The sequence below is a fragment of the Sphingopyxis panaciterrae genome, from assembly GCF_011762125.1.
Lineage (GTDB): Bacteria > Pseudomonadota > Alphaproteobacteria > Sphingomonadales > Sphingomonadaceae > Sphingopyxis > Sphingopyxis panaciterrae.
Window position 1 is genome coordinate 1,041,265 of record NZ_JAASQN010000001.1, and the last position, 18,048, is coordinate 1,059,312.

Consider the following 18,048-nt stretch of genomic DNA (forward strand, 5'->3'; position numbering starts at 1 on the left):
CGATGTGACGGGAAGCAAGAGAGATCGGCCGGCGGGCGCGATCTGAACCGAGACCATCGCAACGGGCATTCGCCGACAAGGTGCGGCGGCCGGCATTCCATCGCAGGCCTCACATCGCGGGCGCCGGTCTTTAAAGGTCGCCGGTCGCAGCAGCTGTGCCGGCCTGGCTCTCGATCTCATAATGGATCGGTTTGAAACTGCCTCCGCAGCTGTCGTAAGCCGAACAGGCGGTCAGCCCGATCACCAGATCGCTCAGGGCACGCATCCGGATATAGTCGCCAGGTGCGGTGGGTGGCGGCAACACCTTGAGCTTTCCCTTTCCATCCACCGGGACATTCATGAAGATGTTGAAGGCAACCGGAATGGCGTCTTCGCCGATTCCAAAAGGGGCGAGGGCCGCGGCGAGGTTGCCGAAGCAGCCGCGGTGGACCGGCTTGTCGGCATAGAAATGGCGGAAGGTCGCCTCGCTGCACGGCGTCAGAAGAAAGTCATGCGTGCCGACGCCGTCCTCGACGATTTCGAGCATCGGGTTCGATCGGTTGGACCAGAGCCGGTTCCCCGTCGTGAGCCGGATCGTCTCTTCATAATCGAAGGTGCGGCCGTTCGAGAGCGCTTCGCGGACATCGCCCTGCATGAAGGCGAGCAGGTCGCTCACCTGGCCGCCTTCGGGATCGATCACCCGCAAGATATCGCCCTCGCGCAAGGAAAAGGCGGTGCCGCTGCGCGGCGCGATGTGTTGAATCATTGATTGGAGCCCTTGATGGGAGTCGTACGAAAGGCGGATCCGTCGTCTTTTATACGGATGGCGACGTCGAAAGCTGCGAAGGGAAACGAAAGTGGGTCGGGAGAGACAATATCGGACGAACCGTGGGACGAATCGCGATCCCGGGCGTTGCTTCCCTGTCTGTGCCATATGGGGCACATGAGGTGCCGATCCGGCTTTGCGGTTTTGGGCCGCAAGGAGAATTTGATGCCGGTCTCGCATATACTCGTCGTGGAGGACGATCCGCTGATTTTGATGATGGCTCTCGGCATCATCGAAGACGAGGGATATATCGTTCTCAAAGCGTCCGATGCCGACGAGGCCATGGTCCTGCTTGAGCGGAGTTCCGAGATTGGCATCGTCTTTACCGATATCGAGATGCCCGGTTCGATGGACGGGCTGGAGCTCGCGACCTGCATCCGCGAGCGATGGCCCGATATCAAGATACTCGTGACCTCGGGCGGTGTGCGCGTGAGCGAAACCTCGCTCCCGCCGCAAGGGCAGTTCCTGCGCAAACCCTATAGCGCGAACGACCTTACCGCCAAAATCCTTGCGCTCCGGTGAAGCCGCCGCCTTTGAGGCTGCGCGGTGAACTGCTCATGGGCTTGGCGTTCGCGATTGACGCCGGCGCCCTGCTGCCGTCTAGGTCCATTTGCAGCGAGACCACAACGCACTGAACGACGGAGGATGAGTGGAAATCGACCCGGCCAGCAGTGTCGAAGCGATCCGCGCGATCGATGTCGTGCCTGCCATCCTCGATACCGTGTGCCGCGTGACGGGGATGGGCTTTGCCGCGATTGCCCGCGTTACCGAAGCGCGCTGGGTCGCGTGCAGCGTCAAGGACGACATTGCATTCGGCCTCGAACCGGGCGGCGAGTTGAAGCTCGAGACCACGATCTGCCACGAGATACGTGACAGCCGGCAGGCCGTGGTCATACCCGACGTCGCGAGGGACGCTGTCTACCGCAGCCACCATACCCCCGCCCATTACGGGTTCCGCAGCTATATCTCCTTTCCGATCGTTCTTCGCGACGGGCGTTTTTTCGGAACGCTTTGTGCGATCGATCCCGAACCGCGCGATCTTGACCGGCCCGAGGTGGGCAACATCTTCCGGATGTTCGCCGACCTGATCGGCTTTCATCTGGGCATGGGGGCGCAGCTTTCCGAAACGCAGGCGGATCTGGGTCGCGAGCGCCAGACCGGAATCCAGCGCGAGCAGTTCATCGCCGTACTGGGCCACGATCTTCGCAATCCGCTGGCGGCACTCGAGGCCGGGCTTTCCTTGATGAAGCGGGCGCCCGACCAAAAGCGGGCCGAATTCATCATGTCGGCTATGCAGGCGACGATCGACCGCATGAATGCCATGGTCGGCAATATCCTCGATTTCGCGCGCGGACGGCTGGTCGGCGATTTGCCGCTCCGCTTCAAGGCGGAGTCTGCGGAAGCGATCGTGACGCAGATCGTAAACGAACTGGCGATTGCCCATCCGGACCGAGAGATCGTCTTGCATTGCGATTCCGCTACGCCACTGATGTGCGACGCCCAGCGGATCGGCCAGCTCGTGTCCAATCTCGTCGGTAATGCGCTAACGCACGGCGAGCAGGGGACGCCGGTCGTCGTCGCGTGCCGCGAAAGCGACGACGAATTCACCTTGTCGGTCACGAACAATGGCCCCGAGATCCCGATGCAGGTCCGCGAAACATTGTTCCAGCCCTTCGAACAGGGCGCAGAATCGCACGCAAGCGGAAGCCTCGGCCTTGGCCTCTATATCGCCTCGACGATCGCCAAGGCGCATGGCGGCAGTCTCACAGTACAGTCTTCGCCGACCGAAACGAGCTTTGCGTTTCGCATGGGTCTCGCGGCGACCTGACATAGCATGTCGCTCCTGAAAGCCTGGGCCGCGCTACACCTCGGCTGATGGCTCAACAGTTGCCTTTGACGCCGTCGACACAGTCTCCGGCGGATTCGACATCCCGTCCGGCGCCCTTGACCGTATTGCAGGCCGAAAGAACCAGCATCGAACTGATTGCGAATATTGTCAGAAGCTTCTTCATTCACTTTCTCCGACAGCGAAGGCAAATTGCCCTCTGCCGGGGATTACGGTCTCCAGAGCGAATTGTTCCGCGGCGTCGGTTACCCGGAGCCAAGACGTTCGAATGGGTCGACAGATCGGCCAGGCCTGCAACCGGGAAACACCGGGACTGTCACCCTCGGAAAGCTTCGCTTTGCAATCAGCAGATATTTGTCGAGGTTCGTTGCCGACCCGCCCGTCGACCGGTTTGCAAAAACCCTGCCAGGCCCTGACTGGCGGCCGATCATCTGCTCGTGCGGCGATTTTTCCAGGCCGCCGGAAAATTTCGCGTGAATGGAACGGCTTGGGAATATCCGCGTATCTACGCCGAGCTTCAAAACACGAAGGATTGAACGCTTTCTACCGGGCCGCGCGTGCGCGGTCCGGACTAGCGTAGCGCTGCCTGCGTCAGCGCCTTGCAATTGACCGCCGAAGGAGGCGGAGCTTCGGCTTTTTTGCCGTCGTCCTTTCGCAGGCCCAGAGCACTGCCGATCGAACGGCCGATCGATCCGATGATGCCCTTGCCGGAACCCTTGCCCTTTGTCGGCTGGCTGTCGACGGTGATCGAGGGGACCGAGAAGGTGCCTCCGACCCGCAACGGGTCGACGAGCTTCAGGACAGGCTTGTCTTTCGACGCACCCACCACCGTCAGCGCCACCGTTTCGCCATCGAGGTTGATCTGGCCGCGGCCGCTGCCGCGCGATACGGCGGTCGCGATCAGGAACGGCGCGGGACGAAGAACGCCATTTTTGGCATCGAAGGCAAGGATCGCGCAGGTGAGCGGGGTCATCGCGTCATCGTCGCCGAGCTTCTGGCCGATGGCACCGCCCAGATCCTGGCCGAGCACGAAGGCGGCGGCACGGTTCATCGAGCCGCGGCTGGCGGTAAAGGCGATTTTCCCCGACCCGTTGCCGAAAGCCTCGCGGATCGTCGTCCCGTGGCCCGTTATCCGGACGAGGCCCTGCACCGCGCCACGGATCATGTCGGGCTGACCGACCAGCGTTTCGAGCAGCGCGCCCTCGACCCTGAGTTCGGTCGAGAAGGTCGGCATGGGCTTCGTGGAATCGACGTTCACCCAGCCGGTCATGCGCCCGGCGTCGAGCTTGGCGACGGCATTCTCGAGCTTGAGGACACGGTGATCGAGCGCGAGATTGCCCTTCAGGCTCTGGAAGGCCGATCCGCCCTCGACGAGGAGCCGGGCGATGGAGAAGCGGATGATGCCGTCGGTCGGTCCCATCCGGCTGAGATCGATCCGCGTGTCGGGGATGACGCGCTTGCCGATCCGGGCCTCTTTGGCGCGCGCTGCAGCGAGCCCCGCATCGTCGGCGAGGTCGTCGAAATCGAACTGCGTCGCATCGATCGTCGCATCGATCTTCGTGCGGCCGTCGCGTTTCAGGACCGTCGCTTTTGCGTTGATCCGCGAGCGGCCGATCGTGCCGTTCAGCCGGTCGATGAACCAGTCCTCGCCGACGTGGCGCACCGAACCGGCGAAATCGACATCCTGCGTTCCGAACAGGCCAGCCTCGATGACATAGTCCAGCTTCTTGAGGCTGGTGCCCCTTGCCGTCATCTTCATCGTCATGTCGCGGAAGTTGAGCGGGCCGGCGGTTGTGCCGGTTGCGGTGACGTCGAGAACAGCGGAGGCGAGGTTTGCAGAAAAGGGCCAGGTATCGCTTGTGCCTTGACCTGTTACCGGCTTGCCGCGCGCCGTGAGGCGAGCGGGCGCTCCGTCGAAGCTGCCCGCGGCGTCGACCGCGAGGCCGGTGGCGCCGTTGGCGGTGATCGTGCCCGCAATGTCGAGTCGGCGCTTCGCATCGCGCAGCGTGAAGCGGCTCTTGTCGATCAGCAGGCGATCTAGAGATGGCGCATCATTGCCCGGCGACGATTTCTTGTCGGCGCGTCCCGCCCAATTGCTGTTGCCTTTGGCGTCGCGCACGAGCGCGACATCGAGGCCCGTGACGATGATCGACTGCGGATTGGCGTTGCCGGTCATGACATCGAAGATCGACAGGTGCGCGCTGGCGCGGACGATTTTCAGGAAGTCGCCTTTGCCGGCCCATGCCGGTTGTGCGATCCGCAGGTCGTTCACGACGATCTCGGGGGTGAAGGAAAAGATGTTCGTTCGTGACAGCGCGCCGATCGTAACCGGCGCGCCGAACTCGGCCGAAAGCCGGCGCTCGGCGACCCCCTTCAACAGTCCGACGGGAAAGGCGGCGGCCGCAAGCACCACGGCGACGATTGCAATGACGATAGCCCCGACGGCGATTTTTGCCTTTTTGGGAAAGCGACTGCGCGGAGTGTCTGCTGTCGCCATTCGCCGTCATTCTCCCTGCTTGCCGATCGTCAAATCCCGTTCGTCGCGAAACGTTCCTGTGCTTAGCCCACATCTAACGCGAGGAGACTTGATCCAGGTTAGTGTGTGACCAATGCTACCGCGCTACGCGAGCAGCGCTGCGACGAGGGGGGATGCGTTCGACCCGCGCATGATCTCGTCGCGGCACCTCTTCCGACATATCGCCAAATCGCCGTCACGCGCATCCAGTTGACGGAGGCCGCGTTCTCGAACGATGAGATGGCGGATCGGAACGGCAGGGTGGAGCATCGCGTCGCAATATGCCGACCGGTTTCCGGATGCGGGCTTTGCGCTCGAACGCTATGCGCACCGCCTTTCGTGCGTCGAGATCAATTCCTCCTTTTACCGCTCGCATCGTCCCGCCACCTGGACGCAGTGGGCGGCGATCGTACCCGAGGACTTCCGCTTTGCGGTGAAAGTGCCGCGCACGATCACGCATGAACACCGCCTTCGCGATTGCGGTGACTTGATTGCGCGTTTCGTCGATGAGACTGCAGGGCTGGGGCCGAAGCTCGGCGTCCTGCTCGTTCAGTTTCCGCCCAATCTGACCCTCGATGTCGAAGTGGCCGAGCGCTTCTTTGCCGAGCTTGGAGCCTCGACATCCGCTCGTATCGCCTGCGAGCCGCGCCATGCGAGCTGGTTCGAACCCGGCGCTGGGCGCCTGCTGGCGACCTTCGAAGTCGCGCGCGTCGCCGCCGATCCGGCGCGCGTCCCTGCGGCCGGGGTGCCGGGCGGCTGGCGCGGGCTCTCCTATTGGCGCCTCCACGGATCGCCCGCTATATATCGTTCGCCTTATGGCGCCGAGCGGCTCAGGGGGTATGCAACGCTGATCGAGCGCGAGGGCCAGGGAGAGGCGCCAGCATGGTGTATTTTCGACAACACTGCCGGGATGGCGGCGATGGGTGACGCGTTCGAACTCGCCTCGGCGGTGTCGAACCGATGAAATCGGACCTGCATTCGGAGGGCGAGGCGCCGCTCCTCGATGTCCTTGTGGTGGGCGCTGGCCCCGCCGGACTCGCCGCCGGCCTGTATCTGGCGCGCTTCCGCCGCCGCGTCCGCATCGTGCATGACCGGCGTTCGCGGGCACTCTGGGTTCCGCGCTCGCGGAACGTCCCCGGTTTTCCCGACGGAATCGTTGGAGCCGATCTCATCGCGCGGATGAGCGACCATGCGCTGCGCTACGGCGCCGAGATTGCCGAGGGGAAAATTGTCGAAATCGCGCGGCGAGACGATGCTGGCGGCTTTCGCGCAATCCTCGAAGGCGGTGCGATCATCGACGCGCGCGGGCTGATCCTCGCGACCGGCGTCGACACCAATCTGGCGCAGCTCGACAGCGGCGATCATGCGGCGGCCGTGCGCAGCGGCGTGCTGCGCTATTGCCCGATCTGCGACGGCTTCGAACATAGCGACGAGCAGATCGCGGTCCTCGGTTCCGACCTCCACGGCGCCGCCGAGGCGATGTTCCTGCGGCAATATTCGCGCAACGTCACGCTCATCCCGAAATGGCAGGTTGCGCTGACCGATGCGCAGCGGGGCGAACTTGAAGCGAGCGGCGTCGAGGTTCTCGAAGGCCGGGTGCTGCGCCTCGACGCGGCCGAGGAGGCGATGTTCGTCGCGATCGAGGGCGAAGCCGCGCCGCGCCGGTTCGACACGCTCTACCCGGCGTTCGGATCGACGCCGCGCAGCGAGCTTGCTGCCATGCTGGGGCCGCTGACCGATCCGAATGGCTGCATCCCGTTCAGCGCTTTTTCGGACGGACTGCTTCCAGGCGTTTATGCTGCGGGCGACGTCCTTGAAGGGCTCGATCAGATCAGCGTCGCGACCGGACAAGGCGCGATGGCGGCGACACGTCTCCACAACTGGCTCCGCGAACAGGACGGGCATGTGATGGCCGACCAGAAATAGGACAGAATGCGGGCACGCCGCGAAACCTAAGGGCGAGCGGGGGGTTGAAGATGCAATTCCCTCGAAACCCAAGGAACCGATCATGGCCAAGAAGCCCGCGCCGTCCCCTGCGACCGACCACGCCCTTCGCGATCATCAGCCGGGAGAGCGCCAGATCAAGCCGACCGACAGCCGCGGCAATGGCGACGAACTGCATCAGGGCGTGGGAACCGAGGGCGCCGATGCGGCCGCCTATCTCACCGACAATTTCGGCCATCGTATTTCGGACAACCAGAATTCGCTGCGCGCCGGGACACGCGGCCCGACGCTGCTCGAGGATTTCGTCCTCCGCGAGAAAATCTTCCATTTCGACCATGAGCGTATTCCGGAGCGGATCGTCCACGCCCGCGGTTCGGGCGCACACGGCGTCTTCGAATGTACCAAGGCGATCCCCGGTCTGACCAAGGCCTCGATCCTGCAGAAGGAGGGCGCGACCTGCCCGGTCTTCGTCCGTTTCTCGACCGTCGCCGGCGGGGCGGGGTCGGTCGATACGCCGCGGGACGTGCGCGGCTTCGCCGTCAAGCTCTACACCGAGAGTGGCAACTGGGACCTTGTCGGCAACAACATCCCGGTCTTCTTCATCCAGGACGCGATGAAATTCCCCGACCTCGTCCACAGCGTGAAGATGGAGGCCGACCGCGGCTATCCGCAGGCGGCGAGCGCGCACGACACCTTCTGGGACTTCATCGGGCTGATGCCCGAGGCGATGCACATGATCATGTGGGCGATGTCCGACCGCACGATCCCACGCAGCCTTCGCATGATTGAGGGTTTCGGCGTCCACACCTTCCGTTTCGTCAATGAAAAGGGCGAGGGCAAGTTCGTCAAATTCCACTGGAAACCGGTGCTCGGCATTCAGTCGACAACGTGGGACGAGGCGGTCAAGATCGCCGGCGCCGATCCCGATTTCCACCGCCGCGACCTGTTCGAGGCGATCGATGCGGGGGATTTTCCGGCTTGGGACCTAGGCGTGCAGCTGTTCGACGAAGCCTTCGCCGAGAAGCAGCCTTATGACGTGCTCGACGCGACCAAGCTGATCCCCGAGGAGGATATCCCCGTCGAGATCGTCGGCCGCATGACGCTGAACCGCAATGTCGACAATTTCTTTGCCGAGACCGAACAGGTCGCTTTCCTTCCGTCGAACATCATCCCAGGCATCGATTTCAGCAACGATCCGCTGCTGCAGGGCCGGCTTTTTTCCTATCTCGACACGCAGAAGTCGCGGCTGGGGACAACCAATTTCCACCAGATTCCGATCAACGCGCCCAAATGCCCGTTCCACAATTTCCAGCGCGACGGGATGATGCAGACGCTCGTCCCGACCGGGCGCGCCAATTACGAGCCCAACAGCCTTGCCGAAGCCGGCGAGAATGGCGGCCCGCGCGCGAGCGCCGAAACGGGCTTCGCGACGTTCACGGCCAATGACGAGCGGAACGACCCTGCGCAGAAGCTGCGCATCCGCGCCGAACTCTTCGCCGATCATTTCAGCCAGGCGCGACTGTTCTACCTGTCGCAGACCGAGAATGAGCAGGCGCACATCGCCTCGGCGCTGGTGTTCGAACTGTCGAAGGTCACGCTCGATCATGTCCGCGCCCGCGTCGTCGGCCAGCTTCGGAATATCGATGAGGATCTCGCGACGCGTGTTGCCATGGGGCTCGCCATCGATCTGCCGGCGAAGGAAAAGGCCGCGCGTGCGCCCGTCGATCTTAAACCTTCCGACGCGCTGTCGATCCAGAAGAATGCCGACGACACGATGGAGGGCCGCAAGGTCGCGATCCTGTTCGCCGAAGGATCGGACAAGGCGGCGATCGACAAGCTGAAAAGTGATATCGAAAGCGCGGGTGGCACCGCCTTCCTCGTCGCGCCCAAGGTCGGCGGGATCAAGGTCAAGGGCGGCACGCTCAAGGCCGACGGCCAGCTCGCGGGCTCGCCTTCGGTATTATTCGACGCCGTTGCTTCGATCCTGACCGACGAACAGGCCAAGGCGCTGTCGGGGCAGGGCGCCGCGGTTCAGTGGTTCATGGACGCCTATGGGCATTGCAAGACGATCGCGCATGACGAGGCGACGCAGCTGCTGCTCGACAAGGCCGGAGTCGAAAAGGACGGCGGCGTCGTTGCGATCGACAAGTTCGAAAGCGTGGGCACCCGGCGTCATTGGGCACGCGAAGCGAGGGTGCGCGATCTTGCCTGATCGCCTGTCCTGGTGAGCCGCGCATCGGCTACCCATCATCGCGATCTCCGGACCGGCCAGTCGATCTGGTCGGCACGGCGTCGTCCCGCGATCGCCGCGCAGCCGTTGACACGCGACATCGCGTGCGAGGTTGTCGTGGTCGGGGCTGGCGTGTCGGGCGCGCTGATCGCGGAGGCGTTGTCCGAAGCGGGGCTCAAGACCGTTATCGTCGATCGCCGGGGACCGGCAGAGGGATCGACCGCCGCGTCGACCGCGATGCTGCAATATGAACTCGACACGCCGATGACCTTGATGGCCGAGCGGATCGGTCGTGAAAAGGCTGAACGCATCTGGCGGCGATCGCGCCAGTCGGTCGACGCGCTACGCGAACGGACCGAACGGCTGGGCCTTGCCGTCGATGGTGCGACGCGCGGCTCGATCTATCTCGACGGCAATGTCCTCGATGCTGGCGGGCTTGCGCTTGAAGCCGACGCGCGGCGACGCGCGGGCTTCGAAGTCGAACTGCTCAAGCCCGCTGCGGTGCAGGAGCGATATGGGATCGAGGGACGTCACGCGCTGATAGGCTTCGGCAATTATTCCGCCGATCCGCGCCGCCTCACCGCAGGCTATCTGAATGTTGCGCTGGCGCGGGGCGCGCGGCTCTATTCGCCCGTCGATATCTGCGACATCGCGCCGACGGGCGAAGGTGTAACATTGGTCTCGGCGCGCGGCCCGAGCATTCGCGCGCGCCATGTCGTCATGGCAACGGGTTATGAGATGATGAAAGGGATTCCTCGCAAGGGGAACAAGATCATCTCGAGCTGGTCGATCGCGACGCGCCCACAACCCCGCGCCATCTGGTCGACTGCCGCAATGATCTGGGAAGCCGCCGATCCCTATCTGTACATCCGAACAACCCCGTGCGGAGAAATTATCTGCGGCGGCGAGGATGAGGAAATAGCCGATGCGGCTCTCCGCGACGCGAAGCTCCCCGACAAGGCGGCGACGCTGTCGCGAAAGCTTGCTGCCCTGCTGCCGGGGGTGGACGCGGCACTCGCGTATAGCTGGGCCGGCAGTTTCGGCGACAGCCCGGTCGGGACACCGACGATCGGCCGCATTCCCGGCATGCCGAACTGTTATGCCGCGATGGGATATGGCGGAAACGGGATCACTTTCTCGATGATGGCGGCGCAGATGCTGCGCGGCCTGATTTGCGGTTATGGCGATCCCGACGCCGATCTGGTCAGCTTTCATCGCAAGTTCTGACCCCGGAAAAATCGGCTATTCGGCCGATGAATTTATCGCCGGTGCCCGCCATGACGAGCGTCGGGCCCGCGAGCGTGAAGCCAGGCGAATTTTTCGCGATGGCGACCGGCCGCTCGCGCGGCGCAGCCTCGCTTCAACCCTTCCGACGGGAACTTCGGCGGTCTCCAGACGTCGCTGAGGGAAGGGCGGGGCCCCGCGCGCGGCGCGACAGGAAGGAGCCCGGAATGATAGACGAACAGGACGCGCATACGCAGCAGCCCGGTCTCGACGGTCGCCGCGCCATCATAACGGGCGGCACGACGGGGATCGGGCGTGCCATCGCCGTTCTGCTGGCAAGCTACGGCGTGCGGGTTTTCGTTTGCGGGCGCACCCCCGAGCATCTTGCCGATGCGCTGCGCCGCATCGACGAGGTGGGCGAGGGCGACGGCATCAATGTCGATCTCTCGATCGCCGACGATGTCGATCGCTTCTTCGAGGCAGCGGCGGCCTATCTCGGCGAGATCGACATCGCGATTATCAACGCTGCGATCCCTGCGGCAGCGCTCGCCGACAGCGGCGAGAGCGAAACGCGCTACCAGCTCGACACCGACCTCACTGCCTATCTCATCTGCGCGCAGGAAGCGGCCCGAAGGATGTCGGCGGGGAGCGACATCGTCTTCATCGGATCGATGTCGGCGGTATCGAGAGGAGCGGGCGGTTCGATCTATGTGGCCGCCAAATCGGGTATCCAGGGCTTTGTGCCCTCCTTCCGCAAGGAACTTGCCGAAGAAGACATCAAGGTCGGGCTGATCGAGCCCGGATTCACCGGCGCCGACTTCCAATATCCCGAGTTCCCGCCCGAGAAGCAGCGCGAGCTCATCAACGAGGACAAGATGCTTCGCGCCGAGGACATTGCGGTGGCGGTCCACTTCATGCTGTCCCAGCCGCGGCGCTCCGCGGTGTCGCTCATTCGCGTCGAGACGCGGCTGGAGCATCCCTGATCTTGGCGCCATCATTGCTTGTCTCGCGCAGCGGCGGACGGGCGCGGAGGATGCCGCCGGCCCTGCCGGGGCCGACCGGTGCCCGACGAAGGTCGCGCCGGCCTATCTCTGGCAGGCGATGATCGCGGAGACGACGGCAAGCGTCTCTTGCGGGTCGCGGACGCGAACCGTGTCGAGGCCGATCTGTTTGGCTGGATAGTCATTGCCCCCCGGGAAGATCGCGTCGCCGATGAACAGCATCGCGTCGAGCGGGAAGCCGCTCGCCTCGGCAAGTTTCTTCAGCCCGTAACCCTTGTCGACGCCTTCGCGCGTGATGTCGATTGACGTGGCGCCGCCCATGTTGATCGACAGGCCCGGGAGCCGGGTCGTCAGGTCGGCCTGGATGATCTTGCGCTTCGCGAAATCGGGATCCCATATCTCTTTCGCGTGGATCGGTGCCTGTTGCCCGAGCGCGGAGAAGGTGATCTGGCTGCCGCGATCCTCGATCCGTTCGCCCCAGGTTTCCTCGGGTACAAATCCGGTCGCTTCGAGCGACGCGTCGAAGGCGTCCAGGATATGGCGCTTCTGCTCGTCGTCGAAAAGCTCTGCATAGACGGCCGCCCACGCGCCCTCGCGATGCGTGTAGAGCTTGGTGCCGGTCGTCGGCATCAACCACAGGCGAAACGGGTCGGCGCGAGCCGGGAGGCGGCTCGCGACCTGCTTGTCGAACTGGGGCCAGTCGCCCCCCGAAATGACGGCGACATCGGCGACTTCCAGCAGATCCGCCAATGCCTCTCCCATTTCGGTCTCGAGCGGCTGCTTGCTTTCGGCGAGCGTTCCATCGAGGTCGAAGGCAATGAGGTGTTTCATGCGATAAATTCCTTGGAGGAGCCGTACGATATGCGATGGGCGGCAGCGCGCGCCGCGTGAATGACGATCCGGACGCGCAGAAGAGGAACATTGGCCCGCTTCGAGCCTTGATGAAGCATCGGCGGGGCGGCCTCGATGTCGCGAAACCGCTCCCGCGCCGTCAACCGGAGTGCCCGATGCCATTCGAAACCGATCGCCTGATTTTTGGCCCCCACGATGTCGATCTCTCCCGTTCGTCGCTTGCGGGCTCGCTCGATGCCGAAACCTTTGTGCTCGGCGCTTTCAATCCCGGCCTGACCCGCCTCGCGAGCGGCAATTTGCTGATGATGGTGCGCGTAGCCGAGGCGCTGCGCGAACCGGTCGCGAACGGCCATGTCCACAGCATAAGATGGGACGCCGGTCGCTATGTGCGCGATGCCTGGCCGCTCGAACTTTGCGACACGGCCGACCCGCGTACGTTTCTCGTGCGCGGCGGGGCTTGGCAGGTTATCGCGCTGACATTGCTTTCCTGGCTCCTGCCGGTCGAGCTGACGCCCGACGGGCTCGCCATCGTCGCGATCCATTATGACCGCGCCATCGCACCCGCGGCGCCCTTCCAATGCTATGGTATCGAAGACGCGCGCATCAGCCGCGTCGACGGCCGATGGCTGATGACCAGTTGCTCGGTGAGCCCCGAGCGCCATTCGACGACGCTCTACAGTTCCGACAACGGCCTCGACTGGCGCTTCGAAGACATTGTCCTCGATCATCAGAACAAGGACATGCTGATCTTCGAGGGGCGGATCGACGGGCAATTCTGGGCCCAGACGTGCCCGCTCGGCAGTCTCTATTTCGCTTACCCGCCGGGAAGCCCGTGGCGTGCGGGTCCTTCGATCAACCTCGCGACTTCGCCCGACGCGCTGCACTGGAAGCCCCATCGCGAACCCGGCCTGCGCCCGCATGCCGACACCGTCGCGACCGCGCGAATGGGCGGCGGAACGCCGCCGACCCTGACGCCGGACGGTTGGTTGACGCTCTGGCACGGGGTGGAACCGAAGGAGATCGTGGGCATCTATCGCACCTATTGGTCCCTGCTCGATCCGGACGATCCGTCGCGGGTCCTGCGCGGTGACCATGGTCCGCTGCTCGAGGCGAACCCCGAGCTTACCCGGCCGATCGAAGACAGGATATATGTTCGCGATATCGTCTTCACCACCGGGATCGCCGATGCCGGCGATCATTATATCGTCGCCTCGGGTGAATCCGACCTCGCGTGCCGGATCACCCACATTCCGAAGCACCGTTTCGGCCTCTGATCCGGCAGCGCCCGGCAGGTTCATTCGCGCAGCGCAGCCGCCGCGCGAACCTCTTGCGATCGGGCGAGCGGCATCACGAGAATATCGTCTCCGTCGACGACCACTGCGACATTTTCCATGCCGATGAGCGAGACGCGGCGCCCGTCGGCGCGCACAAGGCAACCCCTGCTGTCGTGAAAGAGCCCGTCGCCGCGGCAACTGTTGTCGGCCATATCGTGCGCGGCACGGCTGTGGACGGCATGCCAGCTTCCAAGGTCGGACCAGCCCATCGACACGGGTACGACGGCCACCCGGTCGTGCTTCTCCATGACGGCATAATCGATCGAGACGGCGGGCGCCGCCTCGAAGCTGGCGAGGTCGGCATAGCGTGCGGTGCCGTCGTCACCCCCGTTGGCCAGCGCGTCTTCGGCTGCGGCAAGGATGTCGGGACAATGGACGCGCATCGCGTCGCGCATGGCCCCGGCACGAAACAGGAATATCCCTGCATTCCAGCTGTAGCCGCCGGCGTCGATCATGGCCTTCGCGACATCCAGCCGGGGCTTTTCGACGAACCGCTCGACGGCGAAGCCGGTGTCGCCGATGGCCATGCCGCTCGCGATATAGCCGAAGCCCGTGTCGGGACAGTCGGGCGCAATTCCGAAGGTCACGATCCAGCCGTCGCGCGCGAGCTGCGCCCCCTGTTCGATCGCGACGTGAAAGGCCGGAACATCGTCGATAATATGATCGCTCGGCATGATGAGCAGCAGGGCATCGGGCGCCGTCGCCGCGACCGCGAGCGCGATCGCGGGTGCGGTGTTGCGGGCGGACGGCTCGACGAGCAGCCCGATCCCGCGTCCGCCTGCCTGCTCGCGAACCGTCTCGACGTGCGAGGCGCCGCAAATGACCAGCGGGTCGGCGAAAGCCGGCCCCGCGACGCGAGCGAGGGTCTGCGCGAACAGGCTTTCGTCGTCGACGATATCGAGGAACTGCTTCACGCGGGCGCCGCGGGACGCAGGCCAAAGGCGCGTCCCGGCACCCCCGCAAAGGATGACGGGTTGGATCGGCGCGCTCATTCGCAGTCTCCTCAGTGGGCGAGCGCCGGCGCCGGCGCCGGTGCCGCGGCAGGAAGCGGACCCGTGCCGGCGCTGCGCCAGTCCGGGGAATCGGCTATGGCTTCGCGCCAGAACATGTCGGCCATCGTCCGATAGGCGAGATGAAAGGCGAGCACCGACTCGGCACCGCTGTTGCGATTGACGCCGCGCGGGGTGAGACCGTCGAAGCAGCGCCCCGTCCTGACATCGCCCAGCGGCAGGTGGCGGTCGTTCCGGCCGAGGAACCAGGCGTAGGCGGTCTCGGCGTGCGTCGACCAGAGCGCGTTGCCCGTGGCGGCCGACGCGGCCGCACAGGCCGCGATCGTCGCCCACGCCTCGAGCGGCTGCTGGTCGAAGGGCAGGCTTTCGCCAGGCTTGCCGAAGCTTTCGGATCCGACCGGACGAAAATGACCGTCCGGCGCCGTTTGGTAAGAGGTCAGCCAGGCCAGGGCGTCGAGACCGGTCTCCACGAGCGGAACCGACGGCAGCCGCCGCCCGGCGCGGATGAGTGCTTCGGCGAGACGCGCGTTGTCGTAAGCGAGATCGGCTTCGAACCAGTCCCAGCCGGGACGGCGTTCCGCTTTCCATAGCGCCGAGAGAAAGGCCGCGCCGCGCTCGACGATCGCGCGCGCCTGTGCATTTCCGGGGTCGTGCCCGAGCCGGTCGTCGGCGCCGAGCATCGCGAAGGCAATCGCCCGCGGATTCTCGAACTGCTCGAACATGGCGGCGCTTCGATCGAACCAGCTCGCCGCCCAATCGCGCATCGCGGGCGCCGCGGCGTGCGCGGCGGCATGGCCCAGCGCCCATAATGTCCGGCCATTGCTGTCTTCCGACCCTGCGTCTTCCAGCCATCGGCGGTCGTAACCCATGAAATTGCGGAAGCGGCCGCGTTCGGCGTTCCATCCGTGCTGGATAAAGCTCGCGAAGGTCTGCGCGTGCGACGCCGCTTCTTCCTGCGCTCGCGGCGGCAGGCTGTGCACGAGCATGAGCGCGCGCGCATTGTCGTCGATGCAGTAACCATGCGCGCGGTCGGGGACGAAATGGTTGCAGTGCTGGAACATGCCGACTTCGTCGCAGAGCGACCATGCGCCCTCCAGCGCAGGCGCGGCGCGCCCGCGCGCCGTCGGTCGATCGCGCCGGGTGACCCCGTCGACCAACGCGCCGCACGTCTGCGCGACGACGGTCCAGGCGGTGCGCCGGCCGCGGGCATAGGCGCGGCGCTGAAGCGCGCGCCGTTCTTCCGGGACCGCGAGAAGCAGGAGCACCGCCTCCGCGATCGCCTCGCTGTCGGCGCCGGGAAGCAAGATGCCGACGTCATCGGCCAGCAGTTCGCGCGCATGAACGAACGGGGTCGATACGACCGCGCGGCCCAGTGCGACGGCATATGCCAGCGTGCCCGAGGTGATTTGCTGAAGATTGGGGTACGGGGCGAGATAGATGTCGCAGAGTTCGATCTGGTCGAGCAGTTCGCCGGTATCGAGGAAGCGATTTTCCCAGGCGATATTATCCGCGACGCCGAGGCTCTCGGCGAGCCGTTCGAGGCTTTGCCGATAGGCTTCCCCCTCGGCGGCGACCAGGTTGGGATGGGTCGCGCCGACGATCCGGTAGAGAATATCGGGATATTGGGCGGTGATCGCCGGCAGGGCCCGGATCGCCGTTTCGAGGCCTTTCCCCGGCCCGATGAGACCGAAGGTCGAGAGAACCGGTCGGTCGGCAATTCCCAATGTCTCGCGCAGCGGCGTGACATCGACAAAGGGGCGATCGGGCGTGCCATGCTCGATATGGACGATCTGGTCGCTGCTCGCTCCATAGACGTCGCGCAGGATTTCGCGGCCGAAATCGCTCATCACCACAAGCTTGCTTGCGCGGGCGATCAGTCGTTCCATGACCCGGCGCTGGTCGGGGTTGGGCTCGGCGAGCACCGTGTGAAGCGTCACGATCAGCGGCGCGGCAACCCGATCGACCAGCTCGAGGACCATGTCGCCTGCGACGCCGCCGAAAATGCCGAACTCATGCTGAAGCCATATCGCGCTCGCGCCGCTGTCGTTGATCGCCTCGGCGGCCGCGCGATAGCTTGCAGCCTCCTGCTCGCGGATCGTGCGCGCCACTTCGGCGCCAAGCGCCTGATCGCCTTCGCCGCACATCGCATAGACGTCGATGGCGAGATCGGGCCGGACCGCGCGCAGATGATCATGGGTGTCCGCGGTAAAGGTCGCGATCCCGCATCGACGCGGCCGGAAACATCCGATCAGGGCCACGCGCGCGGTCGTCTCGATACCGCTGGCGGCAAGAGGGACATCAGAGACGGGAACATCGTTTTCGCAAACGTTCCGGAAAAAACGGCCTTCGCTGTCGTGCTTCATATCCGTCCTCGTGGCTGGCATTCCCTCGCACGCGCGCGCCTTCCGCCTCGCTCGCGGATGCGCGCGAAGAAGACGCCGGCCGCAAGACCGGGCTCGGGAACTGGCTGATTGTGTGCATGCTTAACGCGGCACATGCGTTCGGGTTGCAGTGCAACATGACGGGATCGGGAAATAAAGCCCTTCGATTAACCCAGGTTATAACGATTCCGTCTCCCGGCAGCGCGGTCGTCGGAAAGGCGCTGCGCGGCCAAACCATGCGAATTCCGCGCGCTACGGCGCCAAGCTGTCGCTGCGCAAGGAGCACCGGCGCGGCCGCGCGGGAGTCGGAAAAGACCCCCGCTGCTGCTATAAGGAGGCGAAGGGAATCGGGTCGCATCCGATGGCTTGCACGGCTGCCGGCGCAATCGCGGGTGATTGCGCCGTTCGCCAGGCCGGCGCCGGCATGCGTGCCGTCTCGAATGTTCGAGGACCATGGCCATGGGCGTATTTCATATGATCGTCACCGACGCGTCGGCGCGACATCGCCGCGTCGATTTTCATGCGGACAGTCCCGAACAGGCGTTCCTGTTGGCCCGCAACGAAAAGGATGGCGTCGAGGTCGAGCTGTTCGAAGGCGAACATCTCCTCGCCCGGATGACGAAATCGGGCGCCAATATGTGGCAGATCGGCGGCGTGCGAACGGCCCGTGCGCCGTCGCGGCGCGAAACCCCCGCCATGCCCGGCGCCGGGGCCGGATCTTCGTCCGCCTAGCGTGACATAGCCGCTTTCGAAGCAGCGACAGCGAGGGCAAGGCCGCCCGGCCGCGCCCGGCGGCGCACCTTGCGCGGTCGATTTTGATCGGGCGACGGGAACGTTGCGGCGCGAAGACCATTTGCTTTTCTCCCCGATCGCTTCATCGTGCGCGACCAGTTGCCGGTGGAAGGC

15 protein-coding genes and 1 pseudogene are annotated in these 18,048 nt (G+C 64.7%); 9 read left to right on the forward strand and 7 right to left on the reverse strand.

Annotated features, from left to right (window positions below; genetic code table 11):
* Positions 1-130 precede the first annotated feature (130 nt).
* A complete protein-coding gene (locus tag FHR22_RS04810) occupies positions 131-745 on the reverse strand; it encodes a DUF1989 domain-containing protein (protein ID WP_166939485.1) in 615 nt (204 codons plus the stop codon).
* Between the two features lie 225 nt (positions 746-970).
* On the opposite strand from FHR22_RS04810, the gene FHR22_RS04815 reads away from it, so the two are divergent.
* Both FHR22_RS04815 and FHR22_RS22640 read left to right on the forward strand, forming a co-directional pair.
* On the forward strand, positions 971-1,327 hold the full coding sequence (locus tag FHR22_RS04815) for a response regulator (protein WP_166939487.1): 357 nt from the start codon (positions 971-973) through the stop codon (positions 1,325-1,327).
* 127 nt (positions 1,328-1,454) lie between these two features.
* Positions 1,455-2,633, forward strand: a complete 1,179-nt coding sequence (locus FHR22_RS22640; RefSeq protein ID WP_166939489.1) for an ATP-binding protein — start codon at positions 1,455-1,457, stop codon at positions 2,631-2,633.
* Positions 2,634-2,685: 52 nt separating this feature from the next.
* Here FHR22_RS22640 and FHR22_RS04825 read toward each other — a convergent pair whose 3' ends face one another.
* The 3 genes and pseudogenes from FHR22_RS04825 to FHR22_RS22795 form a co-directional block, all read right to left on the reverse strand.
* Positions 2,686-2,817: an entericidin A/B family lipoprotein gene (locus tag FHR22_RS04825; RefSeq protein WP_084758193.1), complete on the reverse strand. Its 132-nt coding sequence runs from the start codon at positions 2,815-2,817 to the stop codon at positions 2,686-2,688.
* 405 nt (positions 2,818-3,222) lie between these two features.
* Positions 3,223-4,416, reverse strand: a complete 1,194-nt coding sequence (locus tag FHR22_RS22740) for an AsmA family protein (protein WP_425057425.1) — start codon at positions 4,414-4,416, stop codon at positions 3,223-3,225.
* Between the two features lie 297 nt (positions 4,417-4,713).
* Positions 4,714-5,148: pseudogene (locus FHR22_RS22795) on the reverse strand (AsmA family protein); the annotation flags it as partial.
* Positions 5,149-5,401: 253 nt separating this feature from the next.
* Between FHR22_RS22795 and FHR22_RS04835 the strand changes: the two are divergent.
* The 5 genes from FHR22_RS04835 (at position 5,402) to FHR22_RS04855 (ending at position 11,547) form a co-directional block, all read left to right on the forward strand.
* Positions 5,402-6,130 (forward strand): DUF72 domain-containing protein, encoded by a 729-nt coding sequence (locus tag FHR22_RS04835; protein WP_166939493.1) that lies wholly within the window; start codon positions 5,402-5,404, stop codon positions 6,128-6,130.
* Entirely contained in the window at positions 6,127-7,092 is a 966-nt protein-coding gene (locus FHR22_RS04840; protein ID WP_166939495.1) for an NAD(P)/FAD-dependent oxidoreductase, read from the forward strand. Before FHR22_RS04835 ends, FHR22_RS04840 begins: the two co-directional genes overlap by 4 nt.
* 82 nt (positions 7,093-7,174) lie before the next feature.
* Positions 7,175-9,322 (forward strand): catalase, encoded by a 2,148-nt coding sequence (locus tag FHR22_RS04845; RefSeq protein ID WP_166939497.1) that lies wholly within the window; start codon positions 7,175-7,177, stop codon positions 9,320-9,322.
* Positions 9,323-9,334: 12 nt separating this feature from the next.
* Positions 9,335-10,567 (forward strand): NAD(P)/FAD-dependent oxidoreductase, encoded by a 1,233-nt coding sequence (locus tag FHR22_RS04850; RefSeq protein WP_341786552.1) that lies wholly within the window; start codon positions 9,335-9,337, stop codon positions 10,565-10,567.
* Positions 10,568-10,791: 224 nt separating this feature from the next.
* Complete coding sequence (locus tag FHR22_RS04855; RefSeq protein WP_166939499.1) at positions 10,792-11,547, forward strand: SDR family oxidoreductase; 756 nt, start codon at positions 10,792-10,794, stop codon at positions 11,545-11,547.
* A gap of 102 nt (positions 11,548-11,649) precedes the next feature.
* On the opposite strand, the gene FHR22_RS04860 is transcribed toward FHR22_RS04855, so the two are convergent.
* On the reverse strand, positions 11,650-12,396 hold the full coding sequence (locus FHR22_RS04860; protein ID WP_166939501.1) for an HAD-IIB family hydrolase: 747 nt from the start codon (positions 12,394-12,396) through the stop codon (positions 11,650-11,652).
* A gap of 176 nt (positions 12,397-12,572) precedes the next feature.
* Here FHR22_RS04860 and FHR22_RS04865 point away from each other — a divergent pair, with 176 nt between their 5' ends.
* Positions 12,573-13,691 carry a glycoside hydrolase family 130 protein gene (locus tag FHR22_RS04865; protein ID WP_166939503.1) on the forward strand — a complete coding sequence of 373 codons (1,119 nt, stop codon included), beginning with the start codon at positions 12,573-12,575 and terminating at the stop codon, positions 13,689-13,691.
* Positions 13,692-13,711: 20 nt separating this feature from the next.
* Here the strand turns inward: FHR22_RS04865 and FHR22_RS04870 are convergent, their stop codons facing one another.
* Together FHR22_RS04870 and FHR22_RS04875 are read right to left on the reverse strand one after the other, a co-directional pair.
* Complete coding sequence (locus tag FHR22_RS04870) at positions 13,712-14,743, reverse strand: mannose-1-phosphate guanylyltransferase (protein WP_166939505.1); 1,032 nt, start codon at positions 14,741-14,743, stop codon at positions 13,712-13,714.
* An 11-nt stretch (positions 14,744-14,754) separates the two neighbouring features.
* Positions 14,755-17,124 carry a glycosyltransferase family 4 protein gene (locus tag FHR22_RS04875; RefSeq protein WP_166939507.1) on the reverse strand — a complete coding sequence of 790 codons (2,370 nt, stop codon included), beginning with the start codon at positions 17,122-17,124 and terminating at the stop codon, positions 14,755-14,757.
* Between the two features lie 477 nt (positions 17,125-17,601).
* Here FHR22_RS04875 and FHR22_RS04880 point away from each other — a divergent pair, with 477 nt between their 5' ends.
* Complete coding sequence (locus FHR22_RS04880) at positions 17,602-17,874, forward strand: hypothetical protein (RefSeq protein ID WP_166939509.1); 273 nt, start codon at positions 17,602-17,604, stop codon at positions 17,872-17,874.
* Positions 17,875-18,048: the final 174 nt, after the last annotated feature.

Bases quoted from the DNA above. Each gene is read 5' to 3' on its own strand.
- FHR22_RS04880 (WP_166939509.1), top strand. From the start codon at position 17,602: ATGGGCGTATTTCATATGATCGTCACCGACGCGTCGGCGCGACATCGC.
- FHR22_RS04860 (WP_166939501.1), bottom strand. From the start codon at position 12,396: ATGAAACACCTCATTGCCTTCGACCTCGATGGAACGCTCGCCGAAAGC.
- FHR22_RS04840 (WP_166939495.1), top strand. From the start codon at position 6,127: ATGAAATCGGACCTGCATTCGGAGGGCGAGGCGCCGCTCCTCGATGTC.
- FHR22_RS04870 (WP_166939505.1), bottom strand. From the start codon at position 14,743: ATGAGCGCGCCGATCCAACCCGTCATCCTTTGCGGGGGTGCCGGGACG.
- FHR22_RS04815 (WP_166939487.1), top strand. From the start codon at position 971: ATGCCGGTCTCGCATATACTCGTCGTGGAGGACGATCCGCTGATTTTG.
- FHR22_RS22740 (WP_425057425.1), bottom strand. From the start codon at position 4,416: ATGACGATGAAGATGACGGCAAGGGGCACCAGCCTCAAGAAGCTGGAC.
- FHR22_RS04875 (WP_166939507.1), bottom strand. From the start codon at position 17,124: ATGAAGCACGACAGCGAAGGCCGTTTTTTCCGGAACGTTTGCGAAAAC.
- FHR22_RS04865 (WP_166939503.1), top strand. From the start codon at position 12,573: ATGCCATTCGAAACCGATCGCCTGATTTTTGGCCCCCACGATGTCGAT.
- FHR22_RS04835 (WP_166939493.1), top strand. From the start codon at position 5,402: ATGAGATGGCGGATCGGAACGGCAGGGTGGAGCATCGCGTCGCAATAT.
- FHR22_RS04855 (WP_166939499.1), top strand. From the start codon at position 10,792: ATGATAGACGAACAGGACGCGCATACGCAGCAGCCCGGTCTCGACGGT.
- FHR22_RS04825 (WP_084758193.1), bottom strand. From the start codon at position 2,817: ATGAAGAAGCTTCTGACAATATTCGCAATCAGTTCGATGCTGGTTCTT.
- FHR22_RS04845 (WP_166939497.1), top strand. From the start codon at position 7,175: ATGGCCAAGAAGCCCGCGCCGTCCCCTGCGACCGACCACGCCCTTCGC.
- FHR22_RS04810 (WP_166939485.1), bottom strand. From the start codon at position 745: ATGATTCAACACATCGCGCCGCGCAGCGGCACCGCCTTTTCCTTGCGC.